This window comes from Inquilinus ginsengisoli, from assembly GCF_050434925.1.
Lineage (GTDB): Bacteria > Pseudomonadota > Alphaproteobacteria > DSM-16000 > Inquilinaceae > Inquilinus > Inquilinus ginsengisoli_B.
In genome coordinates, this window is sequence record NZ_JBNDJK010000001.1 from 1,387,403 (window position 1) to 1,410,486 (window position 23,084).

A 23,084-nucleotide genomic window follows, 5' to 3' on the forward strand; every position below is an offset into this window, starting at 1 on the left:
AGAAATGCATCCGGGGAATCGAATGGCCGATCATGTCGCGTCGGCTTTGGCTCCGGTTGCGACGCGCTGGGCCCCGCGGACGCTGCGTCAGGCCGGCCGCCGGGGTTGACAGGCCGGGCGGTGCCGCGGCTTCTAGCGCATGGACAGGATCAGCGAATCAGCCGTGCAGCCCGCCGAGATCATCGCCCTGCTGAGATGGTACCAGGATGCCGGCGTCGACGAGACGATCGGCGACGATCCGGGCGCGCTCGGCCGGCCGCGCAAGGCCGCGGCGCCGGCGGCTCCGGTCCAGATGGCGCCGCCGCCGCAGCCGGTCCAGCCTGTCCCCGCCCAGCCCGTTCGCGCGGTCAGTGCCGCCGCGGTGCTGCCGGGCAGCGACGCCGCCACCGGCGACGCCCGCCGCATCGCCGCCGGCTGCAATACGCTGGAGGAACTGGCCGCGGCGCTGGCCGCCTTCGACGGCTGCGGGCTGAAGGCCACCGCCACCCAGATGGTGTTCGCCGACGGCAACCCCGAATCCGACATCATGATCGTCGGCGAGGCGCCGGGGGCGGAGGAGGACCGGCTGGGCAAGCCCTTCGTCGGCCAGTCCGGCAAGCTGCTGGACCGCATGCTGGCTGCGATCGGGCTCGACCGCACCACCGTCTATATTTCCAACATCGTCAACTGGCGCCCGCCCGGCAACCGCCAGCCGAACGCGGCGGAGATCGCCATCTCGCTGCCCTTCATCGAGCGCCACATCGCGCTGATGCGGCCGAAGATCCTGCTCTGCGCCGGCGGCACCTCGGCCGCGGCGCTGCTGGCGACGCGCGAGGGCATCACCCGGATCCATGGCCGCTGGTTCGACCGGTCCTTTCCGGACCTGCCGGCGCCGGTCCCGACCATGCCGATCTACCACCCGGCCTTCATCCTGCGGCAGCCCGGCATGAAGCGCGACGTCTGGCGCGACCTGCTGGTGCTGAAGCACCGGATGGTGGAGTTGGGTTGTCTATAGTAGGATATACAGCGGATAATGGTGGGGGTGTGGATGTCTAAAAATCAAAATAAATTGCAAAGTATCCAGATCTTTCGTGGTTTGGCTGCATCGGCAATTGTACTGCTTCATTCAATCCAGGCATACTTGATCAGCGTCAATCAGCAAGACCTTCTGAATCAATACATCCCGCTGGCGGCGGGGGTGGATGTGTTTTTTGTAATTAGCGGCTTTGTGATGATGATGGTCAGTGATAGTAAGACCGGAAGAGAACGGAACGCTATAACATTTCTAGCGAATCGGGTTGCAAGAGTAGTGCCGACATATTGGTTGTATACAGTCACATTGGCGATAGCGGGGATTATTGTTCCGAGTATATTTAGGAATACAGTGGTAAACCATGAAACAATCCTAAAATCTTTATTCTTCATACCGTATTTCCGCACTGAAAATATGATTCAGCCGATCCTTTTGGTTGGTTGGACGCTTAATTATGAAATGCTGTTTTATCTTATTTTTGCGATGCTGATCGGGTTCAGTTCAAGAAACAGAATTATCGCCATGGCAGCTATATTTATTTGCCTATTTATTGTCGGATTGGCGGTTTATCCAGAAACGGCGATTGGAAAATTTTTAAGCTCTTCATTGGTCTTCGAATTCGTCTCGGGGATGGTGATCTATGCGGTTTACCGGACGTATGGTTCGCCGGCATGGTTCCAGTCACTGGCGGCATTCGGCCTGGCCGTTCTCGTGTTTTCCTGGATCGGGATTGATGGGCTGGGATCCGAGCAAACACGCTTTCTGGAATGGGGGGTACCATCACTGCTGATGGTCTATGCGGGTCTTGGTTTGCCGACAATGGCAGGCATGGTTGTCCGATTCTTCGAACGTCTCGGCGATTGGTCCTATTCGATCTATTTGACCCACTTGATCGTCATTGGCGTTCTGATCAAGATCTGGACCCGGATCGGGGGCGAGGTCGGCTTGGGTTTTGTCATTTTGGCCGTTGTCGTATCTTTGATCGCTGGTGCTGTGCTCTATCGGGTGATCGAGCAGCCCTTGCTCCGCGCCTCCCGGCGGCTGATCTCGCGATTGTCGGCCGCTCGGGCTACCCGGCGGGAGCAGCAGGCTTGACTGAGACACAGGCTTGACCGAAACAGGGAGTGCCCAAGGGTCCCGCCGGCCCCCGGGGGCCGGCTGGCCGATTGTTGCGGTTCTTTGGGCCGACGCTGCTTTGGGCTGACGCTGGTGGTGAGTTGTGAGTAGCCGCGGGGGCGGCGATGGGGGGAACGCATGCCGGGCCGGATCGACGAGTCGCGTCCGTTCATTGCCGTCAACATCGCGCTGCTGACCGTATCCGACACCCGCAGCGCCGCCGACGACAAGTCCGGCGACACGCTGGCCGAGCGCATCGCCGCGGCCGGCCATGCGGTGCGCGACCGGCGCATCGTCAAGGACGACCAGGCGGCGATCGAGGCGCAGCTGAGGGCCTGGATCGCCGATCCCGAGATCGACACGGTGATCGCCACGGGCGGCACCGGCGTCACCGGCCGCGACGTGACGCCGGAGGCGTTCCACGCGGTCTATGAGAAGCACATCCCCGGCTTCGGCGAGCTGTTCCGCTGGCTGTCCTACGACAAGATCGGCACCTCGACGATCCAGAGCCGGGCGACCGCGGGCGTCGCAGGCGGCACTTATCTGTTCGCGCTGCCGGGCTCGCCCTCCGCCTGCCGCGACGCCTGGGACATGATCCTGAAGGATCAGCTCGACAACCGGTTCCGGCCCTGCAATTTCGTCGAGCTGATGCCGCGCCTCCGCGAGAAATGACCATGCACGTCCTCCTCCGCGCCGGCCGGCTGGCCGCCTTCGCCTGCCTTCTCGTCGTGGCCGCCTGCGTGGCGCCGGGCAACGGCACCCGGCCCGCGTCGCCGGGCGCCAACCTGGCCCAGCTGCAGCCGCTTCCGACCAGCGGCTGCGGCCTTCCCGCCGCGGAAGGGCGGCTGTCGCTGAAGTTCCAGGGCGCGTCCTGGCGCTACATCGTCGACCTGCCGCCCGGCTACGACAAATCGGTGCCGACCCGGCTGATCCTGGCCTTCCACGGCCGCACCGGCACGGCCGAGAAGGTGCGCACCTATTTCGACCTGGAAGGCCCGGCGGCGCGGCCGGCGATCGTGGTCTATCCGCAGGCGCAGGGCGGCTGGGGCGGCCGGGCGGACCGCGACATGGCCTATGTCGACACCCTGCTGGCCCGGCTGAAGGCGACGCTGTGCGTCGACCAGACCCAGATCTTCGCCGCCGGCCATTCGATGGGCGGCAGCTTCGTCAACGACCTGTCCTGCGGCCGCGCCGGGGTGTTCCGCGCCACCGCCGTGGTGGCCGGCGGCATCGGCAGCGTCCGGCCCTGCCAGGGCCAGGTGGCGGCGATCCTGCTGCACAACCCGAAGGACAACATGGTGCCCTACAGCCAGGGCATCACCGAGCGCGACAAGCGCATCGTCCAGAACCGGCTGGCCGCCACCCCGGTCGATGCCAGCGCCACCTTCCGCTGCAAGCGCTGGGGCAAGGGCGACATCGCCGATCCGGTGGTGTTCTGCGACCTGCCGTCGACCTTCAACCGCCGCCGGCCCTATTCGCATGGCTGGCCGGACGGCACCGGGTCGGCCATCACCGGCTTCTTCGACCGGGTCACCGACCAGCGGATTCAGTTGACAGAGCGGCCGCCCGCCCCTTAGGTGGGGGCATGGTGATCCGGCTAAGCACGCTTCGACTTATCTGATCGGCGCCCAGAGGGGCGTCGAACCGAAGCTGCTGCGACCCCTTCTCCGGATCCTTTCCATGACCCCCGACCGATCTTCTCGACAGGCGTTTTCCCGCACCAACCGGGATCTGCTGCGACTTATCACCGGCCGCTGAGCGGCGCATCGCGCGCCCGGCGGCCCTTGGCGCATCCATGTCATGCGCCCGTCGTGAATTCGCCCTATCCTTATTCCGGCCGTCGCCGGCCGGTGCGAGAGAGAAATCCGATGTCCGTGACGTCACCCAAACCCGCAATGCCGATCGACAAGTACCGCCCGGTGCAGACCGTGGCGCTGACCGACCGGCAATGGCCGAACCGCGTCATCGACCGCGCGCCGATCTGGTGCTCGGTCGACCTCCGCGACGGCAACCAGGCCCTGATCGAGCCGATGGGGACCGACCGCAAGCAGCGCATGTGGGACCTGCTGGTCGGCCTGGGCTTCAAGGAGATCGAGGTCGGCTTCCCCGCTGCCTCGCAGACCGATTTCGACTTCGTCCGCCACCTGATCGACAACAACCTGATCCCCGACGGCGTCACCATCCAGGTGCTGACCCAGTCGCGCGAGGAACTGATCCGCCGCACCTTCGACGCCATCCGCGGCGCCAAGCGGGCGATCGTGCATCTCTACAACTCGACCTCGACGCTGCAGCGCCGGGTGGTGTTCGGCCTGGATCGCGACGGCATCACCGACATCGCGGTGCGCGGGACGAAGCTGATCAAGGAGCTGGTGCCGACGGTGCCGGAGACCGAGATCGTGTTCCAGTACTCGCCGGAAAGCTTCACCGGCACCGAGCTGGATTACGCCCGCGACATCTGCGGCGCCGTGCTCGACGCCTGGCAGCCGACGCCGGACCGGAAGGCGATCCTGAACCTGCCGGCGACGGTCGAGATGGCGACGCCGAACGTCTATGCCGACCAGATCGAATGGTGCCACCGCAACTTCGCCCGGCGCGACAGCTTCATCCTGTCGGTGCATCCGCACAACGACCGCGGCACCGGCATCGCCGCGACCGAGCTGGCGCTGATGGCCGGCGCCGACCGGGTCGAGGGCACGCTGTTCGGCAATGGCGAGCGCACCGGCAATGTCGACATCGTCACGCTGGGGCTGAACATGTTCACCCAGGGCGTCGACCCCGAGCTCGACCTGCACGACATCGGCGAGATCGTCCGCACCGTCGAATACTGCAACCAGCTGCCGGTGCATCCGCGCCACCCCTATGGCGGCGAGCTGGTGTTCACCGCCTTCTCCGGATCGCACCAGGACGCGATCAAGAAGGGCTTCGCGGCCATGGAGAAGAGCAACAGCGGGCTGTGGGAGGTGCCGTATCTGCCGATCGACCCGCAGGACATCGGCTGCAGCTACGAGGCGGTGATCCGGGTCAACAGCCAGTCCGGCAAGGGCGGCGTCGCCTATCTGCTGCTGACCGACCACGGCCTCGACCTGCCGCGCAAGCTGCAGGTGGAGTTCAGCCAGGTGATCCAGAAGCTGGCCGACGAGACCGGCAAGGAGATCTCGTCCAAGGTGATCTGGCACGAGTTCGAGCAGGAGTACCTGACCCCCGGCCGGGTCGAGGTGACCGGCCACACCACGCTGCCGACCGGCCGCGGCGAGCGCCACATCGAGGCGCAGGTCAAGATCGACGGGGTGGAGAAGACCATCCGGGGCGAGGGCAACGGGCCGCTCAACGCCTTCGTCGATGCGCTCCGCCGCGAGACCGGGGTCGACGTCGACATCGCCGACTACCGCGAGCACGCGCTGCGCAGCGGCTCCGACTCGGCCGCCGCGACCTATGTCGAGGCGCGGGTCGGCGGCAGGACGCTGTTCGGCGTCGGCATCGACAGCAACATCGTCATGGCCTCGCTCAAGGCCGTGGCCAGCGCGGTCAACCGCGGCGTCCGCAAGGGCGCGGCCTGAGGGTCCGAAGCCCCCTTCCCGAATCGGAAGGGGGCTTCGGGGCATGCCGACGCCCTCATGACGGGCGGCGGGTGAAGCTGCGCTCGGCCGAATCCTCGCGGAACAGCAGCTTGAATCCGGCGATGCTGCCATCGGCCTTGGTCCGGAACACCACCTTGCCGGCGGGGTCGCTTCCGGCCAGGCGGGCGTCCCCGGCCGGCAGGTGCCAACTGAAGACATCGCCGGACCAGGGCCGCACGGTCATCGGCATCCGGTTCGGCCCCAGCGGCAGCACCAGATGGTCGCCGTCGACCGAGACCGTCGCCGGACCCAGCGCCGGCTCCTCATAGGTGCCGGCATAGTCCTGCAGTGGCCGCGGCGGGATGGCCGGGACGGGGTGGACATAGGCCTTCGCCTCGGCCGCGATGCCGGCGTCGGCAGCCGCCAGCATATCGCTGCCGTAATCCCGTTCGGGGTTGCCCTGCAGCAGGTCGTGGAAGCGCATCGCGATGGCATCGCCGGGCGGGCTCTTGCCGCCCAGGCTGGTCAGCACGACGATCCCGGCCCGGCGTTCGGGATCGAAGCCGACATGGCTGCCGAAGCCGGGGGTGCTGCCATTGTGCCAGACCACGCGGCCGCCCTGCAGGGACGACACCACCCAGCCCGAGGCGTAGCTGGCGATGGGCGAGATCGGGATCTGCGGGATCCGCGTGTGCTTCAGCGCCTTTTCCCCGACGATCCGCCGGCCTTGCAGTTCGCCGCCATTGATCTGCAGCCGCAGCCAGCGGCACATGTCGTTGACGCTGGAGTTCAGGTTGCCGGCGGCACCGACGGCGTAGAAGTTCGGCAGCAGCGGGATCGGCCGGATCGTGCCGTCCGCCGGGGCATGCCCGCTGGCGTGGTTTGGGTTGCGCAGGATTCCGTCCTCGGTCGCGGTGGTCGACAGCATGCCCAGCGGCTGCAGGACGCGGTCGGACAGGAAGGCCTCCCAGGACGGCGCGCCCGACGCGGCGGCGACCAGGCGCGCAGCCTCCAGGTGGAATACGTTCTGGTAGCCGAAGGTCAACCGGAAGCCGCTCACCGGCTCATGGCGCAGCGCCGCCAGCATCTCATCGGCCGCATAGCCCAGCCCCACCATCTCCCCGATGACATAGGGCGGCAGGCCGCTGCGCTGGGCCAGCAGGTCGATCACCCGGAACTCGCGCGTCACCCAGGGATCGGACAGGCGAAAGCTCGGGTCGTGGTCGATCACCCGGTCCATCCAGCCGATCTTGCCCTCGTCGACCAGGATCGCCTCGGTCGCCGCGACGAAGGCCTTGGTGGTGGATCCGATCTGGAACACGGTGTCGGCGTCGACCGGGTCGTTGCCGCCCAGCACCCGCACGCCGAAGCCCTTGGCGTAGACCAACTGGTCGTCGGCGACGATGCCGATGGCGACGCCGGGCATCTGCCACCGCTGGATGGTGCTGCTGGCATAGGCCTCGAAGGCGGGCAGCAGCGCCTCGACCTCGGGCCGGCTCACCGGCGCGGCGGCCATCGGCCCCGCCATCATCGTCACGGTCAGCAGCCCGTCGGCCGGCCGGATGATCAAATGTGTCATGGCTGAAATCTTCCCGCGTAATCTGTGTCCCGTCGGCATCGCGAAAAAAATGCGGCGCCGCCCTTTCCATGGATCGGGGGGCGGAGCGTCAGGCTATCCTGTACCCGGTCTTCACGGCGCGCCATGGCGGCGTTGTCCGCCCGCGATCGGACGTAGGAGGAAGGAATGCCACAGCTTCGACCCGATGACCTGTCCGCCGAGGAGACGGAAGCCCTGGGGCGGGTCCACCGCCATGAGACCGGCGTCGCCGATCATGTCCGCCTGGGCCTGCAGGCCCGCGGCCTGATCGAGGAGCGGCAGGGCAAGTGGGCGCTGACCAATGACGGCAGCGTGCTGCTGGCCACCATCGGGCTGGGCAAGCTCGACGAATAGCGGGCCGGCCCCCTTCACGCCCGCCGGACCAGCTCCCGCATCGGCGTCGCGTCGGCGCTGCCGGGGAAGATGACGCGGTCCAGCGCGTCCTGCGGCAGGCCGAGATGGTCGCGGAACACGCCCTTGGCCACGGCCCGCAGATCCGTGGTCGGGGCCAGGTCGCGGCCCTGGTACAGCTTGTCGCCGGAGAGCCCCGGCCAGTCGGCCAGCACCCGTCCGCCATGCACCGCGCCGCCGGTCAGGAAGGCGACCGAGCCGGTGCCGTGGTCGGTGCCGCCGGAGCCGTTGACCGCGGCGGTGCGGCCGAACTCCGTCACCGTCAGGATCGCGGTCTGCTTCCAGGCCTCGCCAAGCCCGTTGCGCAGCGCCTGCAGCGTCGCGGCATAGGCGGCCAGCAGCCGGTCCAGCCGCTTCACCTGCTGCACATGGGTGTCCCAGCCATACAGATCCATCACCGCGATGCGCGAGCCGGTGGGGTCGGCCAGGAACCGGCCGGCAGCCTCGGCCAGCTGCAGGTCCGCCCCTGCCGCAGCCGGCGCCATCGGGCCGCCGGCCATCGCGCCCTGGGCGGGCGAAGCGGGGCCCGAGGCGGACGCGGTCTGCACCATGCCCTGGATCTGCCGGCCGAAGGCGGTGGTGTCGAGGCCGGAGGCATAGGCGGCGTGCAGCGCCGGGTCCTGGTCGTACAGCCGGGCGACCAGGTCGGGAAAACCTGGGGGCAGGGTGGCCGGCCTGTCCGGCAGCCAGGAGGTCACCGGCGTGGTGCCGCGCAGCACCAGCGGGATGTCCTCGGCGAAGGCGATGCCGAAGCGCCGGTCGGTGGCGCCGATCAGGCCCAGCGTGCGGTTCAGCCAGCCGTCGCGGGTGCCGTCCAGCCGGGCGGCGCCGGTCTCCAGCAGGTCCTGGCCGTCGAAATGCGACCGGTCGCGATAGGGCGAGGCCACGGCGTGCACCGGCAGGAAGCTGCCCTCGGTGTACCAGTCCTTCAGCGAGGCCAGGCCTGGATGCAGGGCGAAGCGCCCGTCCAGATCGACCATGCCACCCTCCCGGCCGGGATCGGGCGGCACCAGGGCGCCGCGCAGCGCCTTCAGGTCAGGGTCGGCATAGGGCGGCATGGCGGCCAGCCCGTCCAGGGCGCCGCGCAGGATGATCAGCACGAAGCGCTGCTCGATCGGCGCTTTGGCCAGCAGCAGCCGGGCCGGCAGCACCGTCGCCGCGGCCGTGGCTGCGAAGCCGCCGAGAAGATGGCGTCGGGTCAGATCCATCCTCTCACCTCCTCTGGAATTCCGGGCTCAGCAGCGCCAGGGCCATGCCCTCGCGCTGGCTCGGCGCGCCGCGCAGCACGGCCTTGGTCTGCTCCGACAGGGTCGGGCCCAGCAGCGCCTCGACGAAGGGCAGGGGCGACTGGTCGGCGACGAGGCGCGGGATCACCTGATAGCTCCATTCCATCCGTTGCATCACCAGCTCCGGCGCCAGCCAGTCCGATTCGCGGTCCGGCCAGCCCTGCGGCGACGGCGCATCGTAGACCTTCTGCCCCAGCCGGCGGGTCCAGTTCACCGCCGCCGTACCGACCTCGGTCAGGTCGAAGCCGCGCGCGGCCGAGACCACGAGGTCGAGGGGCGACTTGAACTTGCTCCGCACCGGCCACCAGGCCTCGGGGCTGTCGATCAGCGCCTCGGACACCGCGGCCAGGTCGCCCTTGGTGTCCAGGAAGGTCTTCGCCAGGCGGTCGACCGCGGCCTGCGGCGGGTCGTCGGCGATGAAGTGGCGGGCCAGCTGGGTGGCGATGTGCCGGGCGGTCGCCGGGTGCGCCGCCAGGGTGTCCAGCGCCGCCTCGCCCTCGTCCTGGCCGGCCTGCGGATAGGTCCGGCCCAGGAAGGTCTTCGGCCCGGGCTCGTGACCGCTGGGACGGAAGGCGAAGACGGTGCCCGGCGGGTCCTTGCCGCGGCCGGGCGTCCAGCCGGTCAGGATCATCGCCAGGGCGCGCACATCCGCCTGGGTGTAGCCGCCGTCGACGCCCAGCGTGTGCAGCTCCATCAGCTCCCGCCCCAGATTCTCGTTCAGGCCCAGCCCGGCCTGCTTGCCGCCCTTCGAGTTCGGCCCGACCGAGCGGGCATTGTCGAGATAGAACAGCATCGCCGGGTGCTTCACCACCGCGCCCAGCAGGTCGCGGAACCTGCCGGTCGCATAGGGCCGGATCGCCTCGTTCTCATAGGCGCCGCCGAAGGGGATGACGTAGCTCTGGACGTAGGCGACGGTGAAGTGGTTGGTCCAGAACTTGACCAGCCGCTCGCGAAACGGCGTGTCGCTGGCCACTGCCGATTGGATGTGCGCCACCCGGTCGCGGTCGCGCAGCACCCGTGCCTCCTCCTGGTGCGGCTTGCGGCTCTCCTCGTCCGGCGCGGTCTGTACCGCGATCAGGATCTCGAGGCCGGCCTTGGTCAGCGGCATGTCGCCGGCCGGCGCCGCCGGCTGGCGGATCTGTGCCCGCAGCCAGTCCCAGGGGTTGTCGGCGAGGGTCTCGAGCTGTCCCGGCCGGGCGCCGAACCCGAAGCGATTCGCGGCGATCGCCGCCTGGACGAGAGACATGGTCCTCCGTCTCCGCTCTCGAACGCCCCCTCCCGCCCTGCACGGCAGGGCGGCGGGATTCCGTCGGGCGGCGTCGTTCCGGTGGGAGCGCGCCGCCGTTGCGTCCGGTTCACTGACGTGCTGATTAAGGTAGGCTCCAATCCGCAGCAGGGCGAGGGTATCGGGCGATGGGGACGGTTGGTCGCAAGGTGCGTGACGCGCGCATCGAGGCGGACGGCGCGGCGGCGACGGACCGGCTGCGCCTGCTCAAGGCGCTGGAGAAGAAGATCCTCTGGCTCTCCGCCTGGACGATCCACAACGCCAACCACCTGCGGCCCAGCCCGGACGGGCTCAAGGTCGGCGGCCACCAGGCCTCCTCCGCCTCGCTGGTCACGGTGATGACCGCGCTGTATCTCGACGTGCTGCGGCCGCGCGACCGGGTGGCGGTGAAGCCGCATGCCAGCCCGGTGTTCCACGCCATCCAGTACCTGCTGGGCCAGCAGACCCGCGAGAACCTCGAGGCCTTCCGCTCGCTCGGCGGGGCCCAGTCCTACCCGTCGCGCACCAAGGACGCCGACGACGTCGACTTCTCCACCGGCTCGGTCGGGCTCGGCGTCGCCATGACGCTGTTCGCCTCGATCGCCCAGGACTATGTGGCGCTGAAGGAATGGGGCCGCGAGGCCAAGGCCGGCGGCCGCATGGTGGCGCTGCTGGGCGACGCCGAGCTCGACGAGGGCAACATCTACGAAGCCCTGCTGGAGGGCTGGAAGCACGACGTCCGCAACGTCTGGTGGGTGATCGACTACAACCGCCAGAGCCTGGATTCGATCGTCACCGAGCGCCTGTTCGCCCGCATCGACAAGCTGTTCGAGAACATGGGCTGGCGGGTGGTGACGCTGAAATACGGCGGGCTGCTTGAGGCCGCGTTCCGGCGCCCGGGCGGCGAGGCGCTGCGGCGCTGGATCGACGAATGCCCGAACCCGCTCTACTCGGCCCTGGTGTACCAGGGCGGCGCGGCCTGGCGGCGGCAGCTGCTGGCCGATATCGGCGGCATAGCGGGCATCCCCGAGCTGCTGGCCGACCATGACGATGCGGCGCTGGGCGCGCTGATGACCAACCTGGCCGGCCACGACATGGAAACGGTGCTGGCGGCCTTCCGCGGCATCGCCGACGACGTGCCGACGGTGTTCATCGCCTACACCATCAAGGGCTTCGGCCTGCCCTTCGCCGGGCACAAGGACAACCATGCCGGGCTGATGAATCCGGAGCAGATGGCCGCCTTCCAGGCCAGCCAGGGCGTGCCCGAGGGCCGGGAGTGGGAGCCCTTCGCCGGCATCGACGACCTGGCCGACGAGCTGCGCGCCTTCCTCGCCGACGTGCCCTTCGCCGCCGAGGGGCGGCGGCGCTTCGAGGCGGCGCGGATCCCGGTGCCGGCCGCGCTCGACGTCGCCCTGGCCGAGACCATGTCGACCCAGGAGGGCTTCGGCCGGATCATGGGCGAGCTGGCCAAGCGCGAGGACATGCTGGCCGAGCGCGTGGTCACCACCTCGCCCGACGTCACCGTCTCGACCAATCTCGGCGGCTGGGTGAACCGCCGCGGCATCTTCGACCGGCACGGCCGCGCCGACGTGTTCAAGGAGCAGAAGGTGGTCTCGGCCCAGCGCTGGGGCATGTCGCCGGACGGCCAGCATGTCGAGCTGGGCATCGCCGAGAACAACCTGTTCATCAACCTCGCCGCGCTCGGCCTGACCCATTCGCTGTTCGGAGAGCGGCTCCTGCCGGTCGGCACCCTGTACGACCCGTTCATCGCCCGCGGCCTCGATGCGCTGAACTACGCCTGCTACCAGGATGCCCGCTTCATGCTGGTGGCGACGCCGTCGGGCCTGACCCTGGCGCCGGAGGGCGGGGCGCACCAGTCGATCAGCTCGCCCTTGATCGGCATGGCCCAGGACGGCCTCGCCAGCTTCGAGCCGGCCTATGTCGACGAGCTGGTGGCGGTGATGGCCTGGGGCTTCGACTACATGCAGCGCGACGGGTCCGACCCGGCGACCGGCGACTGGGTGCGCGACCACGACGGCGGCTCGGTCTATCTGCGCCTGTCGACCCGGCCGCTGCAGCAGCCGAAGCGGGAGATGACCGAAGATCTGCGCCAGGCGGTGATCGCTGGCGGCTACTGGCTGCGCGAGCCGGCGCCGGGCGCCTCGCTGGCCATCGTCTACACCGGTGCCGTGGCGCCGGAGGCGATCGCCGCCTTCGAGCAGGTGCTGGAGGACATCCCCGGCGCCGGCCTCCTGGCGGTGACCTCGGCCGACCGCCTCAATGCCGGCTGGCATGCCGATCTGGCGGCGGTGCGCGCCGGCCATCCGGTCGAGCCCTGCCTGGCCCGGCGGCTGCTGGCGCCGCTGGCGCCCGACGCGGCGCTGGTCACGGTGCTGGACGGGCACCCGGCAACCTTGTCCTGGCTCGGCGGCGTGCATGGCCACCGGGTCAAGCCGCTGGGGGTCGAACATTTCGGCCAGTCCGGCACCATCCCGCAGCTGTACCGCAAATACGGCCTCGACGCCGACGCCATCCTCGACGCCTGCGCCGCCGCACTTCTGGGACGCTAATGGAGCGTCGCGGCCTCGGTGCAGCGCGATCCCTCGGGCCAACGGGCATCGGCCGCGATCACGGCGTCCGGCACGTCGCCGATGAAGGATGTGCCGCGATAGCTGCGGCGTAGCAGATCCTCATTGGCCGCCGCGGTATAGTCGGCGAAACCGGCGGTGACATCGCCCGATGATCCGGCATCGATGTCCAGCATCTTCATTGGCGTGCGGCAGGACCAGTCCAGGCCGGCCAAGTCGATGCTGCGGCGTGCCGGGTTGGCGCTGGTGCGCAGGTGGATCCGCCGGCGGCTCAGATCATAGACGATGCTCCAGCGCGTCCAGGGCCCCTGGGCGACATCGGCCAGCACGGCGAAGGCGCGATCGGTTGGATCGGTCCCACCCGTCGGGGCGGCGATGCCGGCAGTGGCGCGGGTGAAGCGGGCGAGGGAGGCTGCGCCGGCAGGCGGCAGGCCGCCTGTCTTGTCTGCGGCGTAGGCGGCGGACTGGTCGTAGCGGTTGTTGGTCAAGACCGGGATCGGCAGTTCGGGGCCGGCATGCACCACCAGCCTGCCGTCCAGGAATTCCAGCGTCGCAGCGGCACCGCCGGCATCGGCGATGAAGTAATGCACCGGCACCCGGCCGCTGACCCTGACAGCCTCGGCCCCGGCCCCGGCCCCGGCCAGCACCTCGGCCACGCTCGCCTTGGTGTCGAGCAGATACTGGATCCATTCCAGCACGCCAAGCGTGGGGCGTGCATCGGCATCGGGGTAGCGCGTGCCGTCCAGCCACAGCACGTCGACCACCAGTCCGGTCTGGTTGACGCCGCCGGTCGGGGAATCGCGGCCGAACTGATTGAAGGTCAGGTTGCCGTAGCGCGACACCCATTGTGCCGCGGGCTGGCCGGCGATCCCGGACCGACGCTCGACACCGCGCTTGTTGACGAGGATCAGCCCGTCGCCGATCTCGAAATCATAGTTCCGGCCGACCACCACGCGGCCGCCATCGAGCAGGCAGAAGGTGGTGCAGGCCTCAGCCGGGACCGCCGCGAGACAGAAGGCGGCGCCGGCGACCAGGGAAACGATCCGCATCGCGGCTCCCTCCGTTGGAAGCGACACGCGGTCCAGCCCAGCGCCGATCCGGCCCCGCCGTCAAGTTGTTCGGAGGGCGGGCGAGCATCCAGTCACGGGCTCATGCCGCCATCTCGACCCGGCCCAGCGCTTCGATCTCGATCGTGATCCGGGCGCCGGGCTTGATCCACTGCGTCTGAGCCAGGCTGCCCAGCAGCACGATCTCGCCGGCCATGAGGCCCCGGCCGCCGCGGCGGGCCAGGGTGGCGGACAGCCAGGCCAGCGCCGCCAGCGGATGGCCCAGCACGTCGCGGCCGTGGCCACGTCCGACCTCGGCACCGTCGACCAGCATCCGGCCGGACAGGGCGGCCAGGTCCAGGCCGTGCCAATCCGCGACCGGCGAGCCCAGCACGCAGCCGGCCTGGAAGAAGTCGTCAGCCAGCAAGGTCGGCGCGCCGAGCGCGGCGAAATCGGCGTAGCGGTCGTCGACCACCTCGATCGCCGGCAGCACCGATTGCACTGCCGCCGCCAGCGCCTCATGCCCATGTTCCCCCGGCGGCAGGTCGCGGCCGATGCGGACCGCGATCTCGCATTCGACGCCGATCCGATGGTGCGCCGTCGCCGGGAAGCGGCCGGGGCTGTCCTGGACATTGGCCTGGAAAATGCCGCCCTCGCAGGGCTCCGGGATGCCGAGGAAGCGCTGCATCACCGCGGTGGTGCAGCCGATCTTCCAGCCGATTCGCGGCCCCAGCCGGGCCGACAGCCGTTCATGCACCGCATCCTGCAGCCGGCGGGCGGCGGCGAGGTCGGGCGGGTGCAGCGCCTCGGGCAGGCCGGGGAAGGCGCCGGGTCGCAGCCGGTGGCCGGCGAGGATGTCGGCGGCAGCCTGGAGGTCCATCGCGCACTCCTTGGTCGGGCTTTTATCCTCATGCTACGCTTATTCGTCGGACAAGAGGGAGGATGCCATGACCGGGGTGCTGCTCGTCACCGGCGCCGGACGGGGAATCGGTGCCGCGATCGCCCGCCTGGGCGCCGCCCGGGGCTGGCGCGTCGCGGTCAATTACGGCCGGTCGCGCGCGGCGGCGGAAGCGCTGGTGGCCGAGATCGCGGCGGTCGGCGGCGAGGCCGCGGCCTTCGCCGCCGATGTCGGCGACAGCGCCGCGGTGACGGCGATGTTCGCGGCGATCGACCAGGCGCTCGGCCCGGTCACCGCCCTGGTCAACAACGCCGGGGTGATCGGCCCGGTGACCCGAATCGACGCGATGGACGACCCGCAGGGTCTGGCCGCGGTCTACGCCACCAACGTCTTCAGCCTGTTCTACTGCAGCCGCGAGGCGATCCGGCGGATGTCGCGGCGCCAGGGCGGGCCGGGTGGCGTGATCGTCAACATCTCCTCGGTCGCGGCCCGCCATGGCGGGCTGCCGCAGGAGGTGGCCTACGCCTCTTCCAAGGGCGCGGTCGATTCCTTCACCACCGGCCTGGCGCGCGAGGTGGCGGCTGACGGCATCCGAGTCGTCGGCCTGCGCCCGGGACTGACCGACACCGACATCAACGACGATCATGTCGGCGGCAAGACCGTGCTCGGTGCCGTCGCGCCGACCATCCCGATCGGCCGCATCGGCCGGCCGGAGGAGATTGCCGAGGCGGTTCTGTTCCTATTATCTGACGCGGCGTCCTATATGACGGCGACCACGATCGACGTGTCGGGGGGGCGCTGATCCCACCTCATTTTTGTCAAATCATTGCAACGCGGGAGATTTCGGCGACAATGGTCCAGGATCCAAAGAAGGTCGAAGACCGCGGCATGAAGAAAAACGGTTATCCTTCCGCCGGCCTGCACGGCCGGGTGGTCCACGATATCGGCGCCCGGATCGTCGGCGGCCAGATCCCTCCCGGAGATACGTTGCCGAGCGAAGGCGAGCTGGCCGAGACTTACGGTGCCAGCCGCTCGGCGATCCGCGAGGCGGTGAAGGTGCTGGCGGCCAAGGGGCTGGTGGAGCCGCGGCGCCGCTCCGGCACCCGGGTGCGGCCGCGCGAGGCCTGGAATCTGCTCGACCCCGACATCCTCGGCTGGCATTCGCCCGAGGCGCTGATCCCGAGCTTCCGGCGCGACCTGGTCGAGCTGCGCTGGGCGATCGAGCCGGCGGCGGCGGAGCTGGCGGCCCGCCGGTCGCAGCCCGAGGACCGGGCGCTGATCCAGGAGGCGCTGGACGAGATGGAGAAGGCCGGAGAGGACCCGAACGCGTTCTACCGCGCCGATGTCCGCTTCCACCTCGCCGTCTTCGCCGCCAGCCGCAACGCGCTGATCGAGCGGCTGAGCACCATTCTCGGCCCGCTGCTGACCATGAGCTTCCAGGCCCAGGCGCGGCGCAACCGGGCCTTCCCGCTGGCGGTCGGCGACCACCGCGCGGTCTATGAGGGCATCGCCGCGGGCGACGCCCGGGCGGCGCGGAAGGCGATGCAGTTCATCATGAACCAGAGCGCCCGCGAGCTGGAGGCGGCCAGTCCCGAGACAGCCATCGCCGCCGAAGCCCCAGTGTAGACGGGGCCGGCAGCGCGGGTTGCCAGCGCCGCTGTCCTCCGCGACAATCGCGGCCGGCCGGGCGCGGTCCAGCGCCGTGCCCGAATCAACAACAATCGCATCATCCGACGATCGATAGAGGGGGAGACGCATGACCAAGCTGAACGGGCTGTTCCGACGAACCGTCCTGCTCGCGGGACTGACAGCCTGCTTCGCGCTGCCGGCCGGCATGGCTTCGGCGGCCGACGCCTTCCCGTCGCGAACGGTGACGCTGGTGGTGCCGTTCGCGGCCGGCGGCTCGACCGACCTGATCGCCCGCATCATCGCCGAGAAGATGACCGAGGATCTTGGCCAGACCGTGATCGTCGAGAACAAGGCCGGCGCCGGCGGCAATATCGGCGCCGACGCGGTCGCCAAGGCCGATCCGGACGGCTACACCATCCTGATGGGCACGATCGCGACCCATGCGCTGAACCCCGCGGTCATGAAGCAGATGCCCTATGACCCGGTGAAGGATTTCGCACCGGTCTCGCTGCTGGTGCTGGTGCCCAACGTGCTCGAGGTCAACCCCGAGCTGCCGGTCAAGTCGGTGCAGGAGCTGATCGCGCTGCTGAAGTCCAAGCCGGGCGAGTACAGCTACGCCTCCTCCGGCATCGGCACGCCGCTGCACCTGTCGGGTGAGCTGTTCAAGAGCCTGGCCGGCGTCGACATGATCCATGTCCCCTATCGCGGCGCCGGGCCGGCGCTGAACGACGTGGTGGCGAACCAGGTCCCGATCATGTTCGACAACCTGCCGTCCTCGACCCAGTTCCTCAAGGCGGGCACGCTGCGGCCGCTGGCGGTCACCACCAAGACCCGCTCGGCCAGCTTCCCCGACCTGCCGACGATGGAAGAGGCAGGGGTGCCGGGCTACGAGACCTACACCTGGAACGCGATCTTCGCCCCGGCCGGCACGCCGCAGCCGGTGATCGACCGGCTGAACGCCGCGGCGGTCAAGGCGGTGAAGGACCCGGCCACGCAGCCGCGCCTGGCCGAACTCAGCGCCACCGTGGTCGGCTCCACCCCGGACGAGCTGGCCAAGCATGTGACGGCCGAGCTGGCGAAATGGGCCCCGATCGTCGAGGCTTCCGGCGCCGCGGATTCTCAGTAGACACTCGACAGGAGCTCCGCCGATGCCGATCGACACCCGCCGCCTGGGCCGCACCGATGTCGTGGTGACCACGCTCGGCTTCGGCACGGCGGCGCTCGGCGAGCTCTTCGTCACGGTGCCCGAGCCCCAGGCCCATGCCACGCTGCAGGCGGCCTGGGATGCCGGCATCCGCTATTTCGACACCGCGCCCTGGTACGGGCTCGGTCTGGCCGAGCACCGGCTGGGCAGCTTCCTGCACGGCCAGACGCGCGGCGAGTTCCGCGTCTCCAGCAAGGTCGGGCGCTGGCTCAAGCCGTCGCCTGACCCGGAGCATTTCCACTCCGAGAAATGGGCCGGCGGCCTGCCCTTCGACGTCGTCTTCGACTACGGCTATGACGGCATCATGCGGGCGATGGAGCAGATCTGGGCGCGGCTGACGCTGCCGCGGATCGACCTGCTGCTGATCCACGACCTCGACCTGCTGCACCACCCCACCGACGCCCGGGTGCGGGCCCATCTCGATCGGCTCTCCGCCTCCGGCTGGCGGGCGCTGGAGCAGCTGAAAACCTCCGGCGTGATCGGCGCAGTCGGCGCCGGCATCAACGTCATGGGCATGATCCCGAAGCTGCTCGACGCCGCCGATCTCGACGCCTTCCTGGTGGCCATGCCCTATACGCTGATGGACCAGGAGCCGCTGGCCGAGGAATTCCCGCTGTGCGAGAGGCACGGCGCCGGCATCGTCATCGGCGGCGTCTTCGCCTCCGGCCTCCTCGCCACCGGTCCGGTCGCGGGCGCCAAGTACAACTACCGCGACGCGACGCCGGTTGAGCTGGAGCGCTGCCGCAGGATCGAGCGGGTCTGCGCCGCGCATGGCGTGCCGCTGGCCGCGGCGGCGCTGCAGTTCCCGCTCGGCCATCCCAGCGTCGCCTCGGTGATCCCGGGCGCGCTGTCGCCCGAGCAGGTCACGCGCAACGTCGAGAATTTCCGCTACCCTATTCCCGCCGGGCTGTGGTCGGATCTGAAATCGGAAAACTTGATTCGAGCGGACGCGCCGACACCGTGATGGACCGGCCGTGAGCCGGGAAGGGTGTGGGATATGCGGGTAGCGTCGATCGGCGAGTGCATGATCGAGATCGCGGTGAAGCCGGGCGGCGACGCCCAGCTGGCCAGCGGCGGGGACACGCTGAACACCGCGGTGTACCTCGCCCGCCAGGGCGTCGCGGTCGACTATGTCACCGCCCTGGGCGACGACCCGTACAGCGACGAGATGCTGGCCCGCTGGCAGGCGGAAGGGGTGGGGACCGGGCTGGTGCCGCGCCTGCCCGGCCGCGTGCCCGGCCTCTATATGATCCGCACCGACGACAAGGGCGAACGGACCTTCCACTACTGGCGCGACCGGGCACCGGCCCGCGAGATGTTCGAGCTGCCGGGCGCCACGGATCTGGCCGAGACGCTGGCCGGCTACGACATGCTGTACTTCTCGGGCATCACCCTGTCGCTGTACAGCGACCGCGGCCGCGACGTCTTCCACGCGGCGCTGTCGGTGGCCAAGGCCAGGGGCGCGAGAATCGCCTTCGACGGCAACTATCGGCCGCGCGGCTGGCCCGACAAGGCCAAGGCGCAGGCGGTGTTCGCGCGGTTCCTGGCGCTGGCCAGCCACGCCTTGCCGACCTTCGACGACGAGCAGGCGCTGTTCGGCGACGCCGACGCGCAGGCCACCATCGCCCGGCTGCGCGGCTATGGCGTCGGCGAGGTCGTGGTGAAAAGCGGCGGCGAGGGCTGCCACATCGCCACAGCCGAGGGCACCGTGTCGGTGCCGGTGCCGCAGGTTGTGACCCCGGTCGACACCACCGCGGCCGGCGACAGCTTCAATGCCGGCTACCTGGCCGGCCGCTTCGCCGGGCGCGACCCGGCAGCCTCGGCGCTGCGCGGCCATCGCCTGGCCGCGGCGGTGATCGCCCATCGCGGCGCCGTGGTGCCGCGCAAGGCCATGCCGGATTTCGCCGGCGGCCCCTCCGCCTGATCTTCGGCTCTCGTCCGGCCGCCGCAATTTGCTATGCTGCGGCGCAACCCGAATGACCCCGATCGAGACCTGCCATGACCGTCGACGCCATCATCGCCCGCGCCCCGATCATCCCCGTGCTGACCGTCGAGACGGTGGCGGCGGCGGTGCCGCTGGCCCGCGCCCTGGTCGAGGGCGGCCTGCCGGTGCTGGAGGTGACGCTGCGCACCAAGGCCGCGCTCGAGGTCATCGCCGCCATGGCGGCGGAGGTGCCGGGCGCGATCGTCGGCGCCGGCACCGTGCTGTCCCCGGCCGATCTGGAGGCCTCGCGCAGGGCGGGCGCCGTGTTCGGCGTCAGCCCCGGCCTGACCCCAGCCCTGGCGCGGGCGGCGGAAGGCTTCCCGTTCCTGCCCGGCGCGGTGACCCCGTCGGAGATCATGGCCGCGCGCGACCTCGGCTACGGCGTGCTGAAGTTCTTCCCGGCCGAGATCTACGGCGGCCAGTCGGCGCTGTCGGCCCTGGCCGGCCCCTTCGCCGGCATGCGCTTCTGCCCGACCGGCGGCGTCCGCGAATCCAACCTGCGGGCCTATCTGTCGCTGCCGAACGTGGCTGTGGTCGGCGGCACCTGGATCGCCGGCAAGGCCGAGGCGGCGGCCGGCGACTGGGCGGCGGTCGCCGCCCGCGCCCGCCGCGCCGTGGCCATCGCCCGGGGCGAGGAGGAGGCGTGAGCGAGGCGCCCGCCGTCACGCTGCGGGCCAGCCGGATCGAGGATGCGATCGGGCTGCACGAAATGCACAGCCAGCCGCGTTTCCGCTGGGGCACGCTGCGGCCCCGCTACCCGTCGATCGACGCGGTGCGGAAATGGCTGGAGACGCGGCCATCCGACAATCCGCACATCGTGGCCGAGCTGGACGGGCGGATCATCGGCGATGCCGGGCTCGACCTCGGCAAGGGCCGCCGGTCCCATGCGGCATCGATCGGCATGGGCGTGCATGACGATTTCGCCGGCCGCGGCGTCGGCACGGCGCTGATGGCGGCGCTGGTGGACACTGCCGACAACTGGCTGGACCTGAAGCGGCTGGAACTGACGGTCTGGACCGACAACGCGCCGGCCCAGGCCCTCTACCGCAAATTCGGCTTCGTCGAGGAAGGCGTGCTGCGCGCCTATGCCTATCGCGACGGCGCCTATGTCGATGCCCTGGCCATGGCCCGGCTCAGGGGGATTGGGTAGGGAGCGCCGCGAAGGGGGCAATTCAATGAGCACGGAACGGAAGCCGGCCACGTGGCGGGTCGTCATCGCCTATATCCTTGATGCTTTCACGGTGTTTTCGGGCTCGGCTATCTCATCGGCTGGCTGACGGGCGGATTGACCAGCAACGGCTTTGCCCTAAACGGTTTTCCGGCGCTCGTGCTGTTCGTTCTGATCATCGCTTATTTCATCATCTGCCACCGCTATCTCCGCGGGACGCTCTGGCGCCACATCCTGCGTGCGCCACGGCCCGTCGCGGAGCAATAGCCGGGGTCGGATCCGCCTTTGGCGAACCCGACCGGCCGCCTTGCCTGGAGGTTAGCCCCGCAGCGCGGCCACCGCCTCGACCTCGAACAGCATGGCGTCCAGCGCCAGGCGCGGCACCGGGATCAGCGTGCAGGTCGGCTTCTTCCCCGGCCCGAAGGTATGGTCGAGCTCGGCGCCGAGGTCGTGCAGCTTCGCTTCCGTGTGATCCACGATCAGGACGGTCAGCTTGGCGACGTCGCGCGGCCCGGCGCCGGCGGCCTGCAGCGCGATGCGGAGATTGGCGAAGGCCTGCCGGACCTGCGCCCGGAAATCCGGCGAAAGCTCGGCCTTCTCGTTTTCCCCGCCCTGGCCGGCGACGAAGACGAGGCGTGTGCCGGCCGGAACCTCAGCCAGGTGGGAATAGCCATTGGCCGAGGGATCGTACAGGCCCTCGGGGTTGCTCAGGGTGAAGGCGGCGTCGTCGGTGGCGGCGGACATGGCGGTCTCCGGTTCGAGGCGCTCCGGACATCGAGTCCGGGCGCGGGATTCCTGGACGCGAAGTGATGCTTGCATCGCTTCGTCCATATCCCAAGACGATCCAAGCCCTCGTCTTGTGACTCGATGCCGGCGCCTGGACGGCCCGGGCTGACCCTCAATGCGCCGAGGCGGTGAAGCTGGGCTCGGCCAGGCCGCTCTGCTGCAGCTGGTCGACGATCTGCGCCTTCAGCCGTTCCAACCCGGCCTCGTCGCCGCTTTCGGCGCGGGCCACCAGCACGTCCTGGGTGTTCGAGGCGCGCAGCAGCCACCAGCCGTCCGCCGTGGTCACCCGGGCGCCGTCGATGTCGTTGACGTCGGCGCCGGACCGGCGCAGCCGGGCCATGACCTCGTCGATCACCGCGAACTTCCGGCTCTCATCGATCTGGAAGCGCACCTCGGGGGTCGAGACGGTGGTGGGGAAGGTGTCGCGCAGCGCCGCCAGGGTGCCGCCGCTGCGGCTGACCTGGGCCACCAGCCGCACGCCGCAATAGAGCGCGTCGTCGAAGCCGTACCATTTGTCGGCGAAGAAGATGTGGCCCGACATCTCGCCGGCCAGCGGTGACTTCACCTCGGCCATCTTCGCCTTGATCAGCGAATGGCCGGTCTTCCACATCAGCGGCGTGCCGCCCAGCTTCGTGATCGCGTCGAACACGGTCTTGCTGGTCTTGACGTCGGCGATCACGGTGCCGCCGGGGTAGCGCGGCAGCACGTCGATGGCATAGACCGCCACCAGCATGTCGCCCGGGATGATCCGGCCCTGGCCGTCGATGGCGCCGATGCGGTCGGCGTCGCCGTCGAAGGCGATGCCCATATCGGCCCCGACCTCAGCCACCTTGGCCTGCAGCGCCACCAGGTTGTCCGGGATGGTCGGATCCGGATGGTGGTTCGGGAAGCGGCCGTCGATGTCGTCGAACAGAAGGATGTGCTTGCCCGGCAGCGTCGCGGTCAGGCGGCGCAGCACCTCACCGGCGGCGCCGTTGCCGTTGTCCCAGACCACGGTCAGGTCGCGGGTGCCGTCATAGTCGCGCAGCAACCGCTCGACATAGAGGTCGCGCAGGTCGAGGTCGCTGACCGGGCCCGCGCCCGTCTCCAGGTCGCCGGCCGTGGCCAGGCGGCCGATCTCCAGGATCTGGTCGCCATAGACCGGGCCGGAGCGCAGCACCATCTTGATGCCGTTGTAGTCCGGCGGGTTGTGCGACCCGGTGACCATCACCCCGGCATCGGCGTCCAGGTGCTTCTGGGCGAAATACAACATCGGCGTGGGGCCGAGGCCGACGCGAACGACCTCGATCCCGGTCGAGGCCAGGCCCTGGACCAGCGCCGCCTCCAGCTCCACCGAGCTCAGCCGGCCGTCATAGCCGACCACCACCTGCCGGCCGCCCTTGCGCCGGACGATGGTGCCAAAGGCGGCGCCCACAGCCCGATAATCCGCGGCGTTCAGGGTTTTGCCGATGACGCCGCGGATGTCGTATTCGCGCAGGACGGTCGGGTGGAAGCTATGGGTCATGATCGGGGCACGGTCCTCGGAAGGGTCTTGTGGT

At 69.4% G+C, this 23,084-nt stretch carries 22 protein-coding genes; 15 read left to right on the plus strand and 7 right to left on the minus strand.

The features are described 5' to 3' along the window. Positions 1-139: 139 nt before the first annotated feature. The 5 genes from QFZ27_RS06750 to leuA all read left to right on the plus strand — a co-directional run bounded on the left by QFZ27_RS06750 (position 140) and on the right by leuA (position 5,685). Positions 140-994 (plus strand): uracil-DNA glycosylase, encoded by an 855-nt coding sequence (locus QFZ27_RS06750; protein WP_429225327.1) that lies wholly within the window; start codon positions 140-142, stop codon positions 992-994. Positions 995-1,012: 18 nt separating this feature from the next. Beyond that, on the plus strand, positions 1,013-2,107 hold the full coding sequence (locus QFZ27_RS06755) for an acyltransferase family protein (protein WP_429225328.1): 1,095 nt from the start codon (positions 1,013-1,015) through the stop codon (positions 2,105-2,107). A gap of 159 nt (positions 2,108-2,266) precedes the next feature. Next, positions 2,267-2,800 carry a molybdenum cofactor biosynthesis protein B gene (gene moaB / locus QFZ27_RS06760; RefSeq protein WP_429225329.1) on the plus strand — a complete coding sequence of 178 codons (534 nt, stop codon included), beginning with the start codon at positions 2,267-2,269 and terminating at the stop codon, positions 2,798-2,800. A gap of 2 nt (positions 2,801-2,802) precedes the next feature. Beyond that, complete coding sequence (locus QFZ27_RS06765; RefSeq protein WP_429225330.1) at positions 2,803-3,705, plus strand: CE1 family esterase; 903 nt, start codon at positions 2,803-2,805, stop codon at positions 3,703-3,705. 291 nt (positions 3,706-3,996) lie between these two features. Next, positions 3,997-5,685 (plus strand): 2-isopropylmalate synthase, encoded by a 1,689-nt coding sequence (gene leuA / locus QFZ27_RS06770; RefSeq protein ID WP_429225331.1) that lies wholly within the window; start codon positions 3,997-3,999, stop codon positions 5,683-5,685. Between the two features lie 55 nt (positions 5,686-5,740). Here the strand turns inward: leuA and QFZ27_RS06775 are convergent, their stop codons facing one another. Beyond that, positions 5,741-7,264, minus strand: a complete 1,524-nt coding sequence (locus QFZ27_RS06775; protein ID WP_429225332.1) for a serine hydrolase — start codon at positions 7,262-7,264, stop codon at positions 5,741-5,743. A gap of 165 nt (positions 7,265-7,429) precedes the next feature. Between QFZ27_RS06775 and QFZ27_RS06780 the strand changes: the two genes are divergently transcribed. Then, the gene (locus QFZ27_RS06780; RefSeq protein ID WP_429225333.1) at positions 7,430-7,636 is read left to right on the plus strand and encodes a hypothetical protein; all 207 of its coding nucleotides are present in this window, start codon (positions 7,430-7,432) and stop codon (positions 7,634-7,636) included. Positions 7,637-7,650: 14 nt separating this feature from the next. Here the strand turns inward: QFZ27_RS06780 and QFZ27_RS06785 are convergent, their stop codons facing one another. Next, positions 7,651-8,901, minus strand: coding sequence for a DUF1501 domain-containing protein (locus tag QFZ27_RS06785; RefSeq protein WP_429225334.1), 1,251 nt, complete (start codon positions 8,899-8,901; stop codon positions 7,651-7,653). A gap of 4 nt (positions 8,902-8,905) precedes the next feature. Further along, positions 8,906-10,225 carry a DUF1800 domain-containing protein gene (locus QFZ27_RS06790; protein ID WP_429225335.1) on the minus strand — a complete coding sequence of 440 codons (1,320 nt, stop codon included), beginning with the start codon at positions 10,223-10,225 and terminating at the stop codon, positions 8,906-8,908. Positions 10,226-10,392: 167 nt separating this feature from the next. On the opposite strand from QFZ27_RS06790, the gene QFZ27_RS06795 reads away from it, so the two are divergent. Continuing rightward, entirely contained in the window at positions 10,393-12,813 is a 2,421-nt protein-coding gene (locus QFZ27_RS06795) for a transketolase (protein ID WP_429225336.1), read from the plus strand. On the opposite strand, the gene QFZ27_RS06800 is transcribed toward QFZ27_RS06795, so the two are convergent. Both QFZ27_RS06800 and QFZ27_RS06805 read right to left on the minus strand, forming a co-directional pair. Next, positions 12,810-13,880, minus strand: a complete 1,071-nt coding sequence (locus QFZ27_RS06800; protein ID WP_429225337.1) for a linear amide C-N hydrolase — start codon at positions 13,878-13,880, stop codon at positions 12,810-12,812. The two genes, QFZ27_RS06795 and QFZ27_RS06800, sit on opposite strands and share 4 nt — an antisense overlap. 100 nt (positions 13,881-13,980) lie before the next feature. Next, a complete protein-coding gene (locus QFZ27_RS06805) occupies positions 13,981-14,757 on the minus strand; it encodes a 2-keto-4-pentenoate hydratase (protein WP_429225338.1) in 777 nt (258 codons plus the stop codon). Between the two features lie 67 nt (positions 14,758-14,824). Here QFZ27_RS06805 and QFZ27_RS06810 point away from each other — a divergent pair, with 67 nt between their 5' ends. The 8 genes from QFZ27_RS06810 to QFZ27_RS06845 all read left to right on the plus strand — a co-directional run bounded on the left by QFZ27_RS06810 (position 14,825) and on the right by QFZ27_RS06845 (position 21,027). Then, complete coding sequence (locus QFZ27_RS06810) at positions 14,825-15,577, plus strand: SDR family oxidoreductase (protein WP_429225339.1); 753 nt, start codon at positions 14,825-14,827, stop codon at positions 15,575-15,577. 86 nt (positions 15,578-15,663) lie between these two features. Then, complete coding sequence (locus tag QFZ27_RS06815) at positions 15,664-16,401, plus strand: FadR/GntR family transcriptional regulator (protein ID WP_429225340.1); 738 nt, start codon at positions 15,664-15,666, stop codon at positions 16,399-16,401. A 130-nt stretch (positions 16,402-16,531) separates the two neighbouring features. Continuing rightward, entirely contained in the window at positions 16,532-17,530 is a 999-nt protein-coding gene (locus QFZ27_RS06820) for a Bug family tripartite tricarboxylate transporter substrate binding protein (RefSeq protein ID WP_429225341.1), read from the plus strand. A gap of 22 nt (positions 17,531-17,552) precedes the next feature. After that, on the plus strand, positions 17,553-18,572 hold the full coding sequence (locus QFZ27_RS06825; protein WP_429225342.1) for an aldo/keto reductase: 1,020 nt from the start codon (positions 17,553-17,555) through the stop codon (positions 18,570-18,572). A 33-nt stretch (positions 18,573-18,605) separates the two neighbouring features. Then, a complete protein-coding gene (locus QFZ27_RS06830) occupies positions 18,606-19,532 on the plus strand; it encodes a sugar kinase (protein WP_429225343.1) in 927 nt (308 codons plus the stop codon). 74 nt (positions 19,533-19,606) lie between these two features. Beyond that, a complete protein-coding gene (gene eda / locus QFZ27_RS06835) occupies positions 19,607-20,239 on the plus strand; it encodes a bifunctional 4-hydroxy-2-oxoglutarate aldolase/2-dehydro-3-deoxy-phosphogluconate aldolase (protein ID WP_429225344.1) in 633 nt (210 codons plus the stop codon). Continuing rightward, positions 20,236-20,742: a GNAT family N-acetyltransferase gene (locus QFZ27_RS06840; RefSeq protein ID WP_429225345.1), complete on the plus strand. Its 507-nt coding sequence runs from the start codon at positions 20,236-20,238 to the stop codon at positions 20,740-20,742. The genes eda and QFZ27_RS06840 overlap by 4 nt, the downstream gene beginning before the upstream one ends. A gap of 135 nt (positions 20,743-20,877) precedes the next feature. Continuing rightward, positions 20,878-21,027: a hypothetical protein gene (locus QFZ27_RS06845; RefSeq protein ID WP_429225346.1), complete on the plus strand. Its 150-nt coding sequence runs from the start codon at positions 20,878-20,880 to the stop codon at positions 21,025-21,027. Positions 21,028-21,078: 51 nt separating this feature from the next. Here the strand turns inward: QFZ27_RS06845 and QFZ27_RS06850 are convergent, their stop codons facing one another. After that, positions 21,079-21,504: a RidA family protein gene (locus tag QFZ27_RS06850; RefSeq protein ID WP_429225347.1), complete on the minus strand. Its 426-nt coding sequence runs from the start codon at positions 21,502-21,504 to the stop codon at positions 21,079-21,081. Between the two features lie 154 nt (positions 21,505-21,658). Next, positions 21,659-23,050 (minus strand): phosphoglucomutase/phosphomannomutase PgmG, encoded by a 1,392-nt coding sequence (gene pgmG / locus QFZ27_RS06855; protein ID WP_429225348.1) that lies wholly within the window; start codon positions 23,048-23,050, stop codon positions 21,659-21,661. Between the last annotated feature and the right edge of the window lie 34 nt (positions 23,051-23,084).

Excerpts from the sequence above, each read along its gene's own strand:
- QFZ27_RS06765 (WP_429225330.1), top strand. The coding sequence starts at position 2,803 with ATGCACGTCCTCCTCCGCGCCGGCCGGCTGGCCGCCTTCGCCTGCCTT.
- QFZ27_RS06775 (WP_429225332.1), bottom strand. The coding sequence starts at position 7,264 with ATGACACATTTGATCATCCGGCCGGCCGACGGGCTGCTGACCGTGACG.
- moaB (WP_429225329.1), top strand. The coding sequence starts at position 2,267 with ATGCCGGGCCGGATCGACGAGTCGCGTCCGTTCATTGCCGTCAACATC.
- QFZ27_RS06825 (WP_429225342.1), top strand. The coding sequence starts at position 17,553 with ATGCCGATCGACACCCGCCGCCTGGGCCGCACCGATGTCGTGGTGACC.
- pgmG (WP_429225348.1), bottom strand. The coding sequence starts at position 23,050 with ATGACCCATAGCTTCCACCCGACCGTCCTGCGCGAATACGACATCCGC.
- leuA (WP_429225331.1), top strand. The coding sequence starts at position 3,997 with ATGTCCGTGACGTCACCCAAACCCGCAATGCCGATCGACAAGTACCGC.
- eda (WP_429225344.1), top strand. The coding sequence starts at position 19,607 with ATGACCGTCGACGCCATCATCGCCCGCGCCCCGATCATCCCCGTGCTG.
- QFZ27_RS06820 (WP_429225341.1), top strand. The coding sequence starts at position 16,532 with ATGACCAAGCTGAACGGGCTGTTCCGACGAACCGTCCTGCTCGCGGGA.
- QFZ27_RS06805 (WP_429225338.1), bottom strand. The coding sequence starts at position 14,757 with ATGGACCTCCAGGCTGCCGCCGACATCCTCGCCGGCCACCGGCTGCGA.
- QFZ27_RS06830 (WP_429225343.1), top strand. The coding sequence starts at position 18,606 with ATGCGGGTAGCGTCGATCGGCGAGTGCATGATCGAGATCGCGGTGAAG.
- QFZ27_RS06810 (WP_429225339.1), top strand. The coding sequence starts at position 14,825 with ATGACCGGGGTGCTGCTCGTCACCGGCGCCGGACGGGGAATCGGTGCC.
- QFZ27_RS06780 (WP_429225333.1), top strand. The coding sequence starts at position 7,430 with ATGCCACAGCTTCGACCCGATGACCTGTCCGCCGAGGAGACGGAAGCC.
- QFZ27_RS06785 (WP_429225334.1), bottom strand. The coding sequence starts at position 8,901 with ATGGATCTGACCCGACGCCATCTTCTCGGCGGCTTCGCAGCCACGGCC.
- QFZ27_RS06850 (WP_429225347.1), bottom strand. The coding sequence starts at position 21,504 with ATGTCCGCCGCCACCGACGACGCCGCCTTCACCCTGAGCAACCCCGAG.
- QFZ27_RS06750 (WP_429225327.1), top strand. The coding sequence starts at position 140 with ATGGACAGGATCAGCGAATCAGCCGTGCAGCCCGCCGAGATCATCGCC.
- QFZ27_RS06815 (WP_429225340.1), top strand. The coding sequence starts at position 15,664 with ATGAAGAAAAACGGTTATCCTTCCGCCGGCCTGCACGGCCGGGTGGTC.
- QFZ27_RS06795 (WP_429225336.1), top strand. The coding sequence starts at position 10,393 with ATGGGGACGGTTGGTCGCAAGGTGCGTGACGCGCGCATCGAGGCGGAC.
- QFZ27_RS06755 (WP_429225328.1), top strand. The coding sequence starts at position 1,013 with ATGGTGGGGGTGTGGATGTCTAAAAATCAAAATAAATTGCAAAGTATC.
- QFZ27_RS06800 (WP_429225337.1), bottom strand. The coding sequence starts at position 13,880 with ATGCGGATCGTTTCCCTGGTCGCCGGCGCCGCCTTCTGTCTCGCGGCG.
- QFZ27_RS06790 (WP_429225335.1), bottom strand. The coding sequence starts at position 10,225 with ATGTCTCTCGTCCAGGCGGCGATCGCCGCGAATCGCTTCGGGTTCGGC.